The sequence below is a fragment of the Verrucosispora sp. WMMA2044 genome, assembly GCF_027497155.1.
GTDB lineage: Bacteria > Actinomycetota > Actinomycetes > Mycobacteriales > Micromonosporaceae > Micromonospora > Micromonospora palythoicola.
Genome location: NZ_CP114913.1, coordinates 4208109 through 4223916 on the forward strand (window position 1 = coordinate 4208109; position 15808 = coordinate 4223916).

Genomic DNA, 15808 nt, shown 5'->3' on the forward strand with positions numbered 1-15808 from the left:
CGGCTACTCGAACGTCCGCAGTTTGGCCAGGGTCGCCACGATGTTCGCCTCGACGGCGGCCTTGTCCACGCCGAGGCTGGTGAGCACACCCTCGCCGTTCTCCTGCTCCAGCAGGGCCAGCAGGATGTGCTCGGTACCGATGTAGTTGTGCCCGAGCCGAAGCGCCTCGCGGAAGGTCAACTCCAGCGCCTTCTTGCCGGCGGCGTCGTACGGAATCAGCTCCGGTACGTCGTCCGACGGCGGCGGCAACGCGGCGGTGGCGGCCTCCCGCACCGCGTCGGCCGAAACACCACTGGCGGCCAGCGCCCTCGCGGCGAGCGCCTCCGGCTCGGCGAGCAGGCCGAGCACCAGGTGGGTAGGGGTGGTGTGCGGGCTGCCGGCGGCCTTCGCCTCGTTGTGCGCGGCGGCGACCACGTTGCGGGCGCGCGGGGTGAACCGCTGGAAGCCCTCCTGAGGATCCATCGCCGCGCCCACGAAGCGCTTCTGGGCGGCCTGCTTGCTCACCCCCATGCTGCGGCCGATCTCGGTCCAGGAGGCACCGGACCGGCGGGCCTGGTCCACGAAGTGGCCGATCAGATGGTCGGCGACCTCACCGATGTGGTCGGCCACCATCACCGCGTCGGTGAGCTGGTCGAGCGCGTCGGAGTGGGCCCGCTTGATTGCCTGGATCAGATCGTCGAGTCGGACCGGATTGCTCATCTGCACGGGTTCAGTCATGCGTCAACCTTAGGTTGACGCTCGTTATTCGTCAACCGCCGGTTGACGACGCCCCTTCCTTGATGATCGCTGTTAACAACCTTGACTAATTCTGTCGAAATCGACAGACTCGGATTTGGAGAGCGCTCTCCAGACCGCCTCGCCAGCGTATCCGCCCCTCCACCCCCGAGGAGACTCCATCGTGGACGCCATCTCCCGCAACCTCCGGCGGGCAGCCGCCGCCCTGGGTGCGGCCCTCGTCACCAGTGCGCTCCTGCTACCCGTGCAGTCCGCACCGGCCGCCGCCGCGATCGGCGGCCTCACCTGGCAGGACGAGTTCAACTCACCGGCCGGCACACCGGTCGACCAGTCCAAGTGGCGCTTCGACATCGGCGGCCACGGCTGGGGCAACAACGAACGGCAGTACTACACCAACAGCACCAGCAACGCGGTGCACGACGGCCAGGGCAACCTGGTCATCACCGCCCGCCGGGAGAACCCGGCCAACTACCAGTGCCACTACGGCCGGTGCGAGTACACCTCGGCCCGACTGCTGACCGCGGCCACGTTCACCCAGGCGTACGGGCGGTTCGAGGCACGCATCAAGATTCCCCGAGGTCAGGGGATCTGGCCGGCGTTCTGGATGCTCGGCAACGACTTCGGCAACGTCGGCTGGCCGGCCTCCGGCGAGATCGACATCATGGAGAACGTCGGGCGGGAGCCGAACACCGTACACGGCACCATCCACGGTCCGGGCTATTCCGGCGGCGGCGGGATCACCGGCAGCCGCACCATCGGACAGCCGCTGGCCGACACCTTCCACACCTACCGGGTGGACTGGGAGCCGAACATCATCCGCTGGTACCTCGACGGTTCGGAGTTCTTCCGGGTCGACCCGGGTCGGCTTGGTGGTAACCGCTGGGTCTTCGACCACCCCTTCTTCATGATCCTCAACGTGGCGGTCGGTGGTAACTGGCCCGGCTACCCCGACGGCAGCACCCAGTTCCCGCAGCAGATGCTCGTCGACTACGTCCGGGTCTCCGGCTACGTCCCGGACGGCAACACCGGCACCACCCGGATCCGGGGACAGCAGAGCGGCCGGTGCATCGACATCCCCGGCGCCAACCCGGTCGACGGGGCGCCGCTGCAGGTCTGGGACTGCAACACCACCGCCGCGCAGGCATGGACCTTCGCCGCCGACGGCACCATCCGCGCGATGGGCAAGTGCATGGACCCGGCCTGGGCCGGCACGGCCAACGGCACCGAGGTCAACCTCGTCACCTGCAACGGCAACCCGGCGCAACGCTTCACCCTGAACGCCGCCGGTGACCTGGTCAACCTCAACGCGAACCGCTGCGTCGACGTACGCGACAACAACCCGAACAACGGCGGCCGGCTGCAACTGTGGGACTGTGCCGGCACCCCCAACCAGAAGTGGTCCCGGGCCTGACGTCTCCGTCCGTAACGCCCATCCCGAGCCAATAAGCTTCTGCGACGACGTGTCTGAGCGACATGATGATGTCGCTCAGACATGTCGGCTCGAATCCGTGTCGCTTCCGGGCACCGGTGAGCCCACCGGACGTGACACGCGTAAGAGTCGGTGACAGGCGGGTAGTAACCCGTGCGGTCATCGATGTACGGGAGGCGACGTGGAGAGCACTCAGGCAGCCGGCGGACGACGGATGTGGTGGTGGATCGGTGCGGCCGTACTGGTCGTCGTGGTGGTGGTGGTCGCCACCTGGACGTGGGTGTCGGTCCGGGGTGACGGCCGCAACGGTCACGTCGTCACCGGTGCCGTCGGCGACCTGCGGGAGGCCACCTTCGTCCTGCTCGACGGTGCCGACGTGATCCAGGTGCGTACCGCCGATCTCGGCGACGACGCATACCGGGTGTCGACCCCCCGCGACGCCAACGTCCGTCCCGCGGTCTCCCTCACTGACGGCAGCCTGCTGACCAGCCTGCGCGGCACCGACCGGGACGGTCCGGCGGTCGTGGAGGTGGTGCTGGCCGAGTCGGTCCGCTGGCACGTCCGACTCAACGGTGGCGCCAAGGAACAGCACCTCGACCTGCGCGGTGGGCAGCTCGGTGACGTCGAATTCACCGCCGGCGCGAACCGGGTCGAACTGACGCTGCCCGCACCGGAGGGGACGCAGCGGACCCTGCTCGGCGGCGGCGCCAGCCAGGTCGTCGTCCGCCTGGCCGGCGACGCGCCCGTGCAGGTACGCGCCGGTGGCGGCGCCGGTTCGGTCACCATCGACGGCACCACCCACTCGGGGGTGGCCGGTGGCACGACCTTCACCCCGCCCGAGTGGAACTCCGCCACCGACCGCTACGACATCGACGCGACGGCCGGCGTCAACACCATCACCGTCGAACGCGTCGACGCCGGCTGAACAGGTGGCCAGGCGACTGCACGTCGGATGTGCGATGTGGATCCACCGGTCCTGGCAGGGGCGACTGCTCCCCCATCCCCTGCCGGCGCGGGAACGGCTACGGCACTACGCCGGCTGGTGCAACGCGGTCGAGGGCAACACCACCTTCTACGCCACCCCGGGCCGCGAGACGGTCGCCACCTGGGCGGAGCAGACCGGACCCGACTTCCGATTCGTGGTCAAGCTGCCGAAGGTGGTCACCCACGATCGCCGCCTCACCGACGTCGACCAGCCGATGCGCGCCTTCCTCGACGCGATCGAGCCCCTCGGCGCTCGGGCGTACGCCCTCTGGGTGCAGTTGCCCGGCTCCTTCGGCCCGGACGACGTACCCACGCTCGCCCGGTTCCTGCGCCGCCTGCCCGCCGCCCACCGACCGGCCGTGGAGGTACGCGATCCGGCCTTCTTCACCGACCCCCGCGCCACCCGGCTGCTGGAGACGACGCTGGCCGAGACGGACGCCGAGTGGATCCCGTTCGACACCACCGCGTTCTTCACCGACCCGCCGACCAGCGACGCCGAGCGGGACGCCTGGACGAAGAAGCCCAGGATGCCGCTGCGTACGGTCGCGCTCACCGACCGGCCGATCGTCCGTTACCTCGGCCGGGACGACCCGGCGCGCACCGTCCAGGGCTGGCGGCGCTGGGTGGACGCCACCGTGACCTGGCTGCGCGAGGGCCGGTCGCCGACCGTCTTCGTCCACACCCCGGACAACGCCGACGCGCCGACGCTGGCCCGCCGCTTCCACGACGAGGTACGCGCCCGGGTGCCGGAGCTGGACCCGCTGCCCGAGCCGATCCCGGTCGAACCCACCACCCTCTTCTGACAGACTCCCGGCCCCGGCCCCACGGACCGCTGCCGCACCGCATTCAGGAAGCCTGCGCGATGAAGCCGGCGACATCCTCGGCGATCCGTTCGGGCTGCTCGCCGTTGACAGCATGGGAGGCGTCCGGGTAGAGCCGGACGGTGCCCCGGGGCAGGGTCTGGCGTGCGGTCTCGGCGGCCGACTGCGGATCGTGCATCACCGATTCGCCAGCGATGATCGCCAGGACCGGCAGGTCGAGTCGACGGAGTCGTTCCTCGCTGATCCGCGTGGGCTGTGGCAGCCGCATCCGGTAGTGCTGCATGCCGGCTTCGATCATGTCGGCGACCGGCTCGTCCTCGACCGGCGCGCCGCCTGCGGTGTAGGAGTTGAAGCTGTCCCGCCACGACCTGGGCAGCCAGGGCAACGCGGCCGGGATGGACCGCACGATGGTGCCGAACGGCAGGTCGGCGAAGACGTGGACCGGGTCGATGACGGTCATCGACGCGATGTGCTCCGGTCGGTGCAGCGCGAGGTTGACCGCGGTCCACCCCCCGATCGAGAGACCGACCAGGTGAAACCTGTCCGGCGGGAGCGCCTGGAGGGTCTGGTGCAGCCACTCGGACTGCGCCTCGTCGGTGTTGATCGGGCGACTCTGCACGCTCATGCCCGGCTGGCCGAGCAGGTCGACGGTGTAGACGTCGCCGATCGGCAGCAGCAGGGGCAGGTTGTCGGCCCAGACCGGGGTGGCCGAGGCGGTCCCGGGCAGCAGCAGCAACGGGATGTCCGCGTCGCCTCCGGTGCCGGTGCCGGCGAAGCGGTAGACGCGGACGATGCCGAAGTCGGTGCGTACGTCGATGGTCTCCGCCGGGTCGGGCAGGGCGGCGAAGGCCTCCCGGTAGGCCCGGAGGAACCGGTCCTGCCCGTCGGCGCTGTCCCAGTGGCCGATCGGAGCGGGCTGACGAACGGCGAAGGTGACCGCCAGCGCGATCAGTGCGAGCCCGGCCAGCACCAGGCGCAGCCACCGTGACCTGGGCCGCAGCCGGTTGAGAGCCTTCATCAGCCTGGTCCGCACGACACACTCCTAACCGATCGGTAGATTTTTCGACCGTACGGTAGAATCTGGCGGGTGACAAGGAGACGAGAGGGCGCGACGGGCGAACTCACCCTGATCGAGCGCGCCCGCCGCACCCAACTGATCGAGGTCACCATCGAGCTGGTCGCCGACCGGGGCTACGCCGGCGCCTCACTGGCCGCCATCGCCGAACGCGCCGGCATCACCAAGGCCGCCGTGCTCTACCACTTCCCCACCAAGGCCGCCGTCGTACGCGCCGCGCACGAGCACGCCCTCGCCGCCCTGGTCGCAGACGTCGCCGCCGCGGTCGAGGCCGCCGACCCCGCGAACCGGCCCGCCGCGTACGTCAGGTCGATGGTGGGACACCTACGGGAACATCCACGACACACCCGCATGATCATCGAAGCGATGGTGCACGACGACGGTGAACACGATCCGGCCGCCCGTTGGGGTCCCCTGGCCCAGCTCATCGACGCGGCCCGGCTCGCGCGCGGCACCAGCGGTGACATCGACCCGCGTACGACGGCGATCATCGTCGGTGGCGGCATCGACGCCATCGTCGCCGAGCAGCTCCACGACCCCGACTACGACACGGCAACAGCGGCCGAGCACCTCGTCGACATGCTCGACACGACGATCTCGCGGTGACCCGGGCTCGCTGTCGCCGTGCGTACGCCCCGTGGTGCCGGACCGGTCACGCGGCCGGCTGTCGCGGCCTCGGCCGCCGGTGGTATTTCGGTCCGCCGGGAGCGTTCATCTCGCCCCGGTAGACGCCGTGCCGCAGCTCGGAGACGTACCCCGCCAGCTCGGGCATGCCCAGCCGGGTCGCCACGGCCAACTCCGCCTCGACGTCGTACGGCACCCGAACGAACTGGATCGAGAACGGCGCGTCGAACTCCGCGTCGACGACACCTTCGAGGATCACGTAGACCGGGGTCGGGTCGTCCATCGCGTTGCCGACGCTGCCGGTGTTGAACAGGGTGCGACGCTCGCGGTCCACCTCGTAGAACGGATCGTGCGTGTCGCCGTAGCCCACCACCGAGGGCTCCGGCCCGTCGCCGGTCGCCGGGGTGTTGGCGAACATGCCGAGGAACTCGGCCTCGTCGTGGTCGAACCGCACCCGACGATGCACGCTCGTCGCCGAGGCGTGAAAGAGTCGTACCCGCCGCCCGCTGAGCAGGAAGTCGTGGCTGAACGGTAGCCCGCGCAGCCAGTCGCCCTGGCCGGCGGCGAGCTGCGCCAGCCACCAGGCCATCGCCTCGCTGTCGTAGGTCCGGTCCGGGTCGGGGAGGAAGTCGTCCCAGTTGCCGAGGATGTTGACCTCGCAGCGCTGCCGGCAGAGCTCGATCACCTCGCGGCCGCGCGGCCCCTTGCCGACGTAGTCACCGAGGTTGAAGATCCGTTCGATGCCGCGTGCGTCGATGTCGGCGAGCACGGCCTCCAGTGCGGTCAGGTTGCCGTGGACGTCGGAGATGAGGGCGATGCGGTCGAGGGATCGGGCCACCGGCCGATCGTAGACGTGGCAGTCCCGGCGGTGGGGGTGGCGGCGGCCCGCCCACTACCAGCCGACGTCGCGTAGTTCGGCAAGCAGTTGCGGGTCGAGGTCGTCCGGTTCGAGTACGTCCTTGGCGGGTGGCGGGTCGATCGGCAGTCGCCGACCGAACGAGTGGTAGAGAAACTGCCACTCACCGGCGCCCGCTTCCACCTGATCGAAGTGCAGCGACAGGTTCGTGAGCCGGCCCTGCGCGTCGAGGGTGGCGTCGAAGGGCACCATCGCGTTCGTCCCCGACGATTCTTCACACAGCTCGACGGTCAGGTGGGGGTGCCGACGGAGGTCGAGGACACCATGAACGGCTCGTTCGGTGACGAGCCGCAGCTCGACCGACGTCTTCACCAGGTCCTGGAGGTCGTCCATCGCCTGCGTACCGGTGAAGATCGAGGAGTCCGCACCAAACAGACGCGGCAGGTCGACCGGTATCCACCCCTCGGGAGGCGCTCCGAAGCCGAAGAACCGCGCCCAACTCTCCTCGTCGACGGTCTTTATCTCAACCCACTGAAAGTGGCCGGGTTGCCGAATGGGGAAGTGGATGCTCATGTCGCTCCGGCGCCTGGCCGGGTCCACCGTCATCTCGACTCTCGTACTGACCGAAGCTCCCTCGACGTCCCTGCGTGTCATGGTGAAACGAGACGAGTAGGTGTCCTGACCGACTTTGTTCGCGCCCTCGTGCAGCCACCTGTGCAGGTCTTTCTCTGCCGCGCTTGCCGACGGGCTCGGAGCCGACGCTTGCGATCCCGCGTCGGCGCAGCCGGCCGCCAGGGCCAGCGCGACCGCCACACCTGCCACCGCGGCCAGCCGGCCCACCGCGCCAGCACCCGATCGCCTCGACAGCCCACCCGACCCCGACCACGAGCTGTTTACCAGGTTCTCCATCCGGGCCCGCTTCATGATCGGCACATGGTGCCAGCTCACCCGTGCCTCGTCCAGGGCGTCGGTCTCTCCGCACGCAGCGCTTCTCTGACGTCGGAGGGGCCAGGCACCGCCGGTGCCTGCCCCTCCGGATCCGGCTCTCAGCTGCGTCGACTCCACTGCTGGTTCGCGCCGCCGTTACAGGACCAAAGAATGATCTTCGTTCCGTTGGCGGTGGCGGCGCCGTTGGCGTCGAGGCACAGTCCGGACTGGACATTCGTGATGGTGCCGTTGGCGTTGACGTTCCACTGCTGGTTGAGACCGCCGTGGCAGTCCCAGATGATGACCGTGGTGCCGTTGGTGGTGCCGGCACCGTTGGCGTCCAGGCACTTGTTGCCGTACACGGTGAACTGCTTGCTGGCGGTGTAGGTCCAGCGCTGGTGCGAGCCGCCGGAGCAGTCCCACAGTTGCGTCCGGGTGCCGTTCGTGGTGGTGGCGCCGGGAACCTCGATGCACCGACCCGACTGGCCACCGACGAGCTGGGTGTCAGGCGTACCGCCGGTGCCCTGCCGCCGGACGAGCGACTTCGACTCGGCCGACCGACCGCCCTGCGCGTCGACCACGAAAAGTCGGTAGTCACCCGACGCCGTCGGCACCGCGATGGAGGTGGCGTTGCCGTCCGCCCTGGTCATCGTCGGGCCGGCGGCGAAGGTGGTGGTGCCGGACGGGGCCAGCCACAGCGACCTGGTCGGGTCGCCGCCGCTGCGGATCGGAATCGAGGACGTGCCGCTGCCCACGAATGTGCTCGCCGGCAGGACGTAGTCCTGCATTGGCAGGTTGCGCGGCTGGGTGATGTCCCGGAACGAGTCCTGGAGCCCGGAGTTGACCGCGATCGCGTAGGCCGCCGCCGGCCAGACGTAGTCGGCGGAGACGAGGATGTCGTGGATGGTGCTGTTCGGCAGATTCTTGTTGGAGACCTTGTTGATCGGGCCGTACGTCTGGGTGATGTTCAGGTCGTGCTTACGCCCGAAGTCGTCGGAGTTGATCATCCAGGTGATGTTCTTGTCCACGCTCAGGACGTTGTCCCGGAAGGTGATGAACGCCGAGCCCTCGTCCGGGTGCAGCCCGTACTTGTGACCGGCCGGGACGCCCTGGAAATAGTTGTCGTGGATCGTGGTGCCCGGCTGGCTGCCCAGCGTGTAGATCGGTGCCGTGTCGCTGAGTCGTTGCACCGTGTCGATGATGTGGTTGTGGCTGATGGTGTTGTTCTTCGCCGTGGTGGTGGGCCGGTTCGGCGCGATCGATCCTGAGGAGCCGTCGAAGTTCCACCACCCCCAGCCCATCGTGATACCCGCCCACGGCGCCTTCTCGATGCGGTTGTGCTGCACCGTCAGGGTGTCGGCGAAGTACGCCGCGACCGCGCCGTGCCCGTTGAACAGCACCGCACTGTCGTGGATGTAGTTGTTCCTGATCTCGATGTTCTTCGGAGGCCCTTCGACCTGAGCCGGGTACTTCTCCCGGTTGTTCGACGTGTGATCGCCGATGAAGACGTGCTGCGGGTGACCGACGCTTATCGCCGTTCCGGCGATGTCGTTGGTGTAGTTGCCGATCAACTGCGTGTTCGTCACGTCGTTGACCAGGGTGATCCCGTCGGCCCCGGTGTGCGCGATCCGGTTCCGCTCCAACCGGATTCCGTTGGCGTTCTGCAGGTGGATGATGCCGGGGGTGAGGTCGACGTTGCGGTAGTAGTAGACGTGGAAGTTGCCGCGCGCGTACGCCTGGGCGCCAAGATTGCCCTGCTGGGCCTGCTTGTACACCGAGCCGGCGACGTTGAACAGGTTCCAGTCGGAGTGCCGCACGGTGAGACCGGAGAAGGTGATGTTGCGCGCCTGGTTGCTGGTCGAGGTACCGGCGACCCGCAGCACGGTGGTCACGTTGTTCGGCGCGAAGACCGACGCGGTGGACATGTTGTCGGCGCCGGCCTTGTAGTAGTAGAGCGTCCGGCTGGACTTGTCGAAGTAGAACTCCCCGGGCGTGTCCAGGAACTCGTAGGCGTTCATGACCTTGTGGCTACCGTTGATCTGGGCGTTGCCGTTGAACGCCCCCTGGGCGATGGCGGCACCCGGCTGCTGGAACAGCGCGATACGACTCTGACCGTCACCGCTCGTGGTCACCTGGCGAACTCCCACGATGGCCGTTGTCCAGGTGGTGCCCGTCTCGATCTCGATGTCTTCCTGGTTGCGGGAGATCGCCGGGAAATCGGCCGGGTTGTATCTCGCGCCTTCGCACTGCGAGCCCGACTCCCACGCCCAGTCGGCCTGTCCCGCCGTGATGGTGTACGTGCCGTGGCAGCCCTCGGATGTGATCGTCTTGGCTGCCATGTGGGCCCGTTGGCCGTTGACGTAGAGCGCCCGCAGCTTGTTGGCCCGGTCGAGCGGGGCCTTCCAGATGTTGCCGCTGTGCTGGGTCCAGCCGGTCACCTGCACACCGGCCTCAAGCACCGGCGTCTCGTCCGGGTACGCGGAGTAGATCACCCGGTGGCCGTTGGTGCCGGAGTCACCGGCCCCGAACTCGATCGTGCTGGTCACCGGATAGCTGCCACCGCGAAGGTAGACCTGGATGTCGCCGGTCATGCTCGCGGTCTTCGTGCGCACCACGTCCCGCGCGCGTTGGAGCGTCCGGAACGGCGCGGCGAGCGTGCCGGGGTTGGCGTCGTTCCCGTTCGGTGCGACGTGAAGCGTCTCCTGGACCGCGGCCAGAGCCGGCGCCTGATCTGCGATCACGGCCGGCACCGCGGCGGAGACGAACACCCCCAGCGCGAGTAGGCAACCTTTCCCGGCATGGACAACGGATCTCATCTCTTCTCCCTCCACGTCCGCGACGGCCCGTGCCCCGCCGAGGCGAGGCGCCTCTGCGCGTGACAGCCGGACCGTCCCGGAAGCCATTGACCTACCGCGCCGCCAAGTCGATACGGACGGCACGGACCGTTGCTGATGAATGCCGGGTCAGGCGTTCTGCACCTGCCACTTCTGGTTGTCGCCGCCCCAGCAGGCCCAGAGCTGGACCTTGGCCGTGGTGGTGTTCACGTCCAGGCAGAGGCCGGACTGCGCGCCGCGGATCGTGCCGTCGCCACCGACCGTCCACCGCTGGTTGTCGCCGCCGTTGCACGCGTACGTGCCGACGACGGTGCCGTTCGTGGTCCCCCGGTTGTACGCGTCGAGACACCGCTGGCCGGCGAGGGCGGTGAGCTGGCCACCGGCCGTCACGGTCCACCGCTGGGCGGCGGTGTCGTTGCAGGCGTACACCTGGACCTGGACGTTGGCGGTGGTGGCGCCGGGGATGTCCAGGCACTGCCCGGTGCCGACGTTCCGCAGCCGGCTCACCCGGTCCGGTGTGCCGCCGTCGGTCAGGCCCCAGGCGTACCGGAGACGGTCGAGTCCACTGGCGTTGGGGGTGCTCAGGGTCAGGTTGGTGCCGGTGCCGTGCAGTTTCTGCATGGCGTACCAGTCGTCGCCCTGACCGGCGGTGACCTTGCCGCCCAGGCCCGGCCAGTAGATCGAGCCGATCCGCAGTTCCCGCAGCACATCGGTGGTGGCGCGGAAGTAGCGCACGAAGTTGTCGGTGCTGGTGGTGTCGTGGTAGTTGAGCCCGGTGTCCATCGGCGCACCGAACTCGTCCATGACGGTACGGGCGGCGCAGGAGCCGATCGCGTCCCGCAGGAACGTCACCCACTGGTCGTAGGTCTTCGCGCCGCTGAAGAAGGTGTAGTGGTGCAGCGACACGATCGTCCCGTCGAGCCGGCGGTCGGCGCACATCGACTTGATGTCGGTGTTCAGGCCGGCGCCGCTGACGAAGACCCGGTGGCGGGGGATCGACGGACGGGCGGTGAGCCAGTTGTTGACCACGTTGGCCCAGTCCGCGGCGCTGTGCCCGCCCGGCTCGTTCATCGGCTCGAAGTACACCAGGTCGTTGCTGCCGTACCTGGCGACCACGGTGTTCCACATGGTGTCGAAGGCGGTGGTGTTGACGATCCGTCCCCCACTGGCGGCCACGCCGTCGTCCCAGTAGGAGAGTACGACCCGGAGACCCTTCGCGGTGGCCGCGTCGATCGCGCCGGTGTACGCGTTCCACCAGCTCGTACCGACGGTGTAGGTGTTGATCGGCAGCCGGACCGTGTTGGCGCCCAGGTTGGTCTGGAAGCCGGTGTAGATCGCGTTGGCCTTGGCCACCACCGTCGCGTAGCTGTCGGAGCTGCTCAGCCCGTGCAGGACCAACGGTCCGCCGTGGAAGTTGTCGCCCAACCTGGCCCAGTTGACACCACGGAACTGGCTGGTGTCGGCGGCTGCCGGTGCGGCACCGCCGAGCACGACAGTCGGCACCGCGACGAGAGCGGCCAGGGCGCAGGCGAGCATCCGGCTCAACGAGCGATTCGAGCGGGATCTGACCATCGTCGTTCCCTTCTGTACGGTACCGACTGTCGTGCTCATCAGCTCAGGCCCGGTTCCAGCGCTGGTTGGCGCCGCCGTGGCAGCCCCACACGATGACCGCGGAGCCGTTGGCGGTGGCGGCGCCGTTGACGTCCAGGCAGAGCCCGGTCTGCGCGTTGCTGATCGTGGCGTTGCTGTTGACGTTCCACTGCTGGTTCGCCCCACCGTGGCAGTCGTAGATCTGCACCCGGGTGCCGGCGGCGGCGTTGTTCGGCACGTCCAGGCACTTGCCCATCACCTGCAACGCCCGCCCGTTCTGGGTGAACTGCTGGTTGGCGTTGCTGTGGCAGTCCCAGATGATCATCTGTGCGCCGTTCGCCGAACTCGCGCCGTTGACGTCCAGGCACCGGCCGGACCCTTCGTTGCGGAACCTGTTGCCGGTCGGAGCCGGGGTGCTGCCGCCGTTGAGGGCGTCGAGGACCGCCGTGTACGCGGGCTTCTTGTTGCCGGCGCAGTCGAACAGCAGGGCGTTGTCGCTGCCGCGCCAGGAGTCACAGTCCCGTACGCCCCACACGGTGATGCCGGTGCAGCGCGAGATCGCCAGGCAGGCGCGGGTGACGGTGGCGTAGATGTTGGCCTGGTTGCCGCCCTGGGTGACGTCCAGTTCGGTGATCTCCACGTCCACGCCGAGGTCGGCGAAGCGTTGCAGGTTGGCCTGGTAGTCGCTGGCGAGGGTGGTGCCCAGGTGGGACTGGAAGCCGACGCAGTCGATGGGTACGCCGCGCTGCTTGAAGTCGCGCACCATGTTGTAGATGCCGGTCGACTTCGCGTTGATGCCGTCGGTGTTGTAGTCGTTGTAGCAGAGCTTGGCGCCCGGGTCGGCCGCGCGGGCGGCGCGGAACGCGGCCTCGATCCAGTCGTTGCCGGTGCGTTGCAGGTTCGAGTCGCGCCGCGCGCCGCTGCCGCCGTCGGCGAACGCCTCGTTCACCACGTCCCACGAGTAGATCTGCCCCCGGAAGTGGCTGGCCACCTGGGTGACGTGGTTGATGGCGGCGTTGCGCAGGTCACCGCCGGACAGGCCCTGCGCCCAGCCGGGCTGCTGGGCGTGCCACAGCAGGGTGTGCCCGCGCACCTTCATCCCCCGCGAGCGGGCGTGGTTGACGATGCGGTCGCCGGCGCTGAAGTTGAACACGCCCCGCTGCGGCTCGGTCGCGTCCCACTTCATCTCGTTCTCGGCGACCAGGCTGTTGAACTCGCGGTTCAGCACCGTCATGTACGTGTTGTCGTTGAACTTGTACGTGCCGACGGCGGCGCCGAAGTAGCGCCCCTTCTCCGCCGCCGAGGTGCCCAACGTGGTGCCCGCGTTTGCGGCACCGCTGGGCACCAGGACCGTGCCGGCCATCAGCAAGCCGACCGCCAGCGTGCGGATCGTCGCCGTGCCCGACCACCGTCGTCCTGGAGAACCGCTCGGATGTACGAGATTCCTCATCTGTCTCAGCACCTTCCAGAGTCGCGTCACTTCGACGAGTTAGCGCTAACATCGCCCGGCGACTCAGGTGCCCATCGGTGCAGACCACAGGAGACGAGAGAACGCTACACATCGATGGCAGTGAGATTGCCACAAAGTTACGGGGCGCTCAAGAAGTTCCGCTCAACGACCAGAAAAAGACCAGGTAGGACGAGTCCACTGCAACGGCCGGACAGCCCGACCACAACGCTGCCGATCGATGGGGTTAGCGGGTCAGAGATCCACGGCGGCGAGCCACGTCGGTCACGCCACCACCGTCCCGCGCAATGTGCACGTGAACAACAGTCACTCTGATCCACCGTATGGGCGAGCAGGCGGCGGCCGACGACCGGCCAGCGGTACGCGGCGGCGCGCCGATGCGACCTACCCGGCCGCCCCGGGTCAGGAGGCGCGGTGGCCGTCAAACGGAGCCCGCGGAACCGACGCCGCGTTCACCGACTGAATCAGCGGCCGGCGCCTGCGCAGCCGCGTGATCCGCCCCGGTCACCAGGCCCAGGCTGGCCGGGTAGCTGCCGAACCGGCGTAGGCCCAGCTTGCGCACCGCGACCGACCACGGCCTCTCGGTGGCCAGCACCACGAGATGCTCGAAGTTGGCCAGATACGACTCGCCGCGCGCCGCCCGCTCGGCGAGGATGTACGGCTCCAGCACGCTCCATGCCTCCCGGGCGCGGTACCCACCCGTGCCGATCAGCAACGCCGGGTCGACGACGTCGAAGGCCAGCATCTGACCCAGGCCGTTGTAGTACAACGCGATCCGGTTCACGTGCTTACGAGCCTCGGGCGGCAGGTCGCTGACCCGCAGACCGGGCGGACAGCTCGCCCTCAGCTCGGTGAGCACGAACTGCTGACTGTCCAGGAAGACGTCGCTCATCCGGTCCCGGGTGAGCAGCTCGATCGCGACCAGGGTGTGGTTCGCACTCTGCGACAGCCGCAGTTGCCGGAGCGCGAAGAACACCGAGACACCGACGGTGATCACCGAGACCGCGGCCACGACCGCGTTCGTCACGATCGCAACATCCATGCCGGTCATCGTACGAAGACCACTCCACCGGGCCGCCGATCCCGCGCCTCAGGTTTATTCATTGACAGTTGTTGATGTAGTGTTGGGTACGCTCCCAGCCTGCGTACTCCATACCACCTGCTCAAGGAGCTGAGAACATGTCGCGACGGCGTTGGCGCCCGGCACCCACACTGGCCGGGCTGCTCGTCCTGGTCCTCTCCGCGCTGCTGTCGGCGTCGGCCGCCGGCACCGCCACGGCCGGCGCTCCGCGCCCCGGCAAGGTGCCCCTCACCGAGCTGACCGTGGTAGCCGAACAGGTGGCCTTCGGGCTGCAACGCCCGATCGCGCTCACCGGGCTGCCGGACGGGCGGATGCTGATCGCGGAGAAGAACGGCACCGTCCGCGCCTACCACCCCGACACCGGCCTGGCGGCCGAGCCGGTGCTCGACCTGACCGCCCGGGTCGACACGTCGGGCAACGAGCGCGGCCTGCTCGGCATCACCCCCGCGCCGGACTTCGCGCGGACCGGGATGCTCTACGTGGCCTACACCAGCCTCCCGGACGGTGCGCTGACCCTGGCGCGACTGCCGATCAGCGCTCCCGCGCGGCTACAGGTGCTGCTCACCCAGGAGCACGCCGAGTACAACAACCACAACGGTGGACAGGTCGCGTTCGGCCGCGACGGTTACCTCTACTGGTCCCTCGGCGACGGCGGACACGCGAACGACCCGTACAAGGCCGGTCAGGACCTCGGCACCCTGCTCGGCAAGATCGTGCGGATCGACGTCAACCGCAGCTGCGGCGCGAAGCCCTACTGCGTACCCCGGGACAACCCGTTCGTCCGCACGCCGGGCGCACGGCCGGAGATCTGGCTGTACGGGCTGCGCAACCCGTGGCGGTTCTCGGTCGACAAGCTCGACAACTCACTGTGGATCGGTGACGTCGGCCAGGGCCTGGTCGAGGAGATCAACCACATCCGCCCGTGGCAGGGTGGCGCGAACCTCGGCTGGTCCTGCCGCGAGGGCACCCCGGTGTTCGACCCGGAGCAGTGCCGACCAGGCGTGAAGTACACCGACCCGGTCTTCGAGTACGAGCACTACATGACCGAGAGCTGCTCGGTGACCGGCGGCGTGGTGTACCGAGGCTCCGCCACCCCGGAAGCTTGGGGCACCTACATCGCCAGCGACTACTGCTCGACCCTCGCCTTCGCCGTACGCCCCAAACCCTGGGGTGGCTACGAGAGCGCCATCATCGGCAACTTCCCCATCCAGCCGACCGCGATCGACGCCGACGTGCACGGCGAGCTGTACGCGCTCAGCGACCTGCCGGGCTGGCTGAGCCGGATACGATTCGAGCGCGTCCAACCGGACCCGAGCAGCGAGCCAGCGAACCGCTGAACCTGGGCGAGGGCCGGCGGGCACCCGCAGATCGTCGTCTGTGCCGC

General features: G+C 68.6%; 13 protein-coding genes. 5 read left to right on the plus strand and 8 right to left on the minus strand.

What is annotated here, in order from left to right; all coding sequences use genetic code 11:
• Positions 1 to 3: 3 nt before the first annotated feature.
• Positions 4 to 717, minus strand: a complete 714-nt coding sequence (locus O3597_RS19165) for a Clp protease N-terminal domain-containing protein (RefSeq protein ID WP_164445822.1) — start codon at positions 715 to 717, stop codon at positions 4 to 6.
• Positions 718 to 898: 181 nt separating this feature from the next.
• Here O3597_RS19165 and O3597_RS19170 point away from each other — a divergent pair, with 181 nt between their 5' ends.
• The 3 genes from O3597_RS19170 to O3597_RS19180 all read left to right on the plus strand — a co-directional run bounded on the left by O3597_RS19170 (position 899) and on the right by O3597_RS19180 (position 3951).
• Positions 899 to 2146 carry a family 16 glycosylhydrolase gene (locus O3597_RS19170; RefSeq protein WP_281601933.1) on the plus strand — a complete coding sequence of 416 codons (1248 nt, stop codon included), beginning with the start codon at positions 899 to 901 and terminating at the stop codon, positions 2144 to 2146.
• Between the two features lie 199 nt (positions 2147 to 2345).
• Complete coding sequence (locus O3597_RS19175; protein WP_281601934.1) at positions 2346 to 3089, plus strand: hypothetical protein; 744 nt, start codon at positions 2346 to 2348, stop codon at positions 3087 to 3089.
• A gap of 34 nt (positions 3090 to 3123) precedes the next feature.
• Positions 3124 to 3951, plus strand: a complete 828-nt coding sequence (locus tag O3597_RS19180; RefSeq protein WP_281601935.1) for a DUF72 domain-containing protein — start codon at positions 3124 to 3126, stop codon at positions 3949 to 3951.
• A gap of 43 nt (positions 3952 to 3994) precedes the next feature.
• On the opposite strand, the gene O3597_RS19185 is transcribed toward O3597_RS19180, so the two are convergent.
• On the minus strand, positions 3995 to 5002 hold the full coding sequence (locus O3597_RS19185) for an alpha/beta hydrolase (RefSeq protein WP_281601936.1): 1008 nt from the start codon (positions 5000 to 5002) through the stop codon (positions 3995 to 3997).
• Between the two features lie 54 nt (positions 5003 to 5056).
• On the opposite strand from O3597_RS19185, the gene O3597_RS19190 reads away from it, so the two are divergent.
• Positions 5057 to 5650 carry a TetR/AcrR family transcriptional regulator gene (locus O3597_RS19190; RefSeq protein ID WP_281601937.1) on the plus strand — a complete coding sequence of 198 codons (594 nt, stop codon included), beginning with the start codon at positions 5057 to 5059 and terminating at the stop codon, positions 5648 to 5650.
• A gap of 46 nt (positions 5651 to 5696) precedes the next feature.
• On the opposite strand, the gene O3597_RS19195 is transcribed toward O3597_RS19190, so the two are convergent.
• The 6 genes from O3597_RS19195 to O3597_RS19220 form a co-directional block, all read right to left on the minus strand.
• Positions 5697 to 6506 carry a metallophosphoesterase family protein gene (locus O3597_RS19195; RefSeq protein ID WP_281601938.1) on the minus strand — a complete coding sequence of 270 codons (810 nt, stop codon included), beginning with the start codon at positions 6504 to 6506 and terminating at the stop codon, positions 5697 to 5699.
• Between the two features lie 54 nt (positions 6507 to 6560).
• Positions 6561 to 7364, minus strand: a complete 804-nt coding sequence (locus O3597_RS19200) for a hypothetical protein (protein ID WP_281601939.1) — start codon at positions 7362 to 7364, stop codon at positions 6561 to 6563.
• A gap of 206 nt (positions 7365 to 7570) precedes the next feature.
• Complete coding sequence (locus O3597_RS19205; RefSeq protein ID WP_281601940.1) at positions 7571 to 10267, minus strand: ricin-type beta-trefoil lectin domain protein; 2697 nt, start codon at positions 10265 to 10267, stop codon at positions 7571 to 7573.
• 147 nt (positions 10268 to 10414) lie between these two features.
• Complete coding sequence (locus O3597_RS19210; protein ID WP_281601941.1) at positions 10415 to 11857, minus strand: RICIN domain-containing protein; 1443 nt, start codon at positions 11855 to 11857, stop codon at positions 10415 to 10417.
• 43 nt (positions 11858 to 11900) lie between these two features.
• Positions 11901 to 13325, minus strand: a complete 1425-nt coding sequence (locus tag O3597_RS19215; protein ID WP_281601942.1) for an endo-1,4-beta-xylanase — start codon at positions 13323 to 13325, stop codon at positions 11901 to 11903.
• A gap of 439 nt (positions 13326 to 13764) precedes the next feature.
• Positions 13765 to 14385, minus strand: coding sequence for a hypothetical protein (locus O3597_RS19220; RefSeq protein ID WP_281601943.1), 621 nt, complete (start codon positions 14383 to 14385; stop codon positions 13765 to 13767).
• 137 nt (positions 14386 to 14522) lie between these two features.
• Here O3597_RS19220 and O3597_RS19225 point away from each other — a divergent pair, with 137 nt between their 5' ends.
• The gene (locus O3597_RS19225) at positions 14523 to 15761 is read left to right on the plus strand and encodes a PQQ-dependent sugar dehydrogenase (RefSeq protein WP_281601944.1); all 1239 of its coding nucleotides are present in this window, start codon (positions 14523 to 14525) and stop codon (positions 15759 to 15761) included.
• Positions 15762 to 15808 lie beyond the last annotated feature (47 nt).

Bases quoted from the DNA above. Each gene is read 5' to 3' on its own strand.
- O3597_RS19165 (WP_164445822.1), bottom strand. From the start codon at position 717: ATGACTGAACCCGTGCAGATGAGCAATCCGGTCCGACTCGACGATCTG.
- O3597_RS19180 (WP_281601935.1), top strand. From the start codon at position 3,124: ATGTGGATCCACCGGTCCTGGCAGGGGCGACTGCTCCCCCATCCCCTG.
- O3597_RS19205 (WP_281601940.1), bottom strand. From the start codon at position 10,267: ATGAGATCCGTTGTCCATGCCGGGAAAGGTTGCCTACTCGCGCTGGGG.
- O3597_RS19210 (WP_281601941.1), bottom strand. From the start codon at position 11,857: ATGGTCAGATCCCGCTCGAATCGCTCGTTGAGCCGGATGCTCGCCTGC.
- O3597_RS19215 (WP_281601942.1), bottom strand. From the start codon at position 13,325: ATGAGGAATCTCGTACATCCGAGCGGTTCTCCAGGACGACGGTGGTCG.
- O3597_RS19220 (WP_281601943.1), bottom strand. From the start codon at position 14,385: ATGGATGTTGCGATCGTGACGAACGCGGTCGTGGCCGCGGTCTCGGTG.
- O3597_RS19225 (WP_281601944.1), top strand. From the start codon at position 14,523: ATGTCGCGACGGCGTTGGCGCCCGGCACCCACACTGGCCGGGCTGCTC.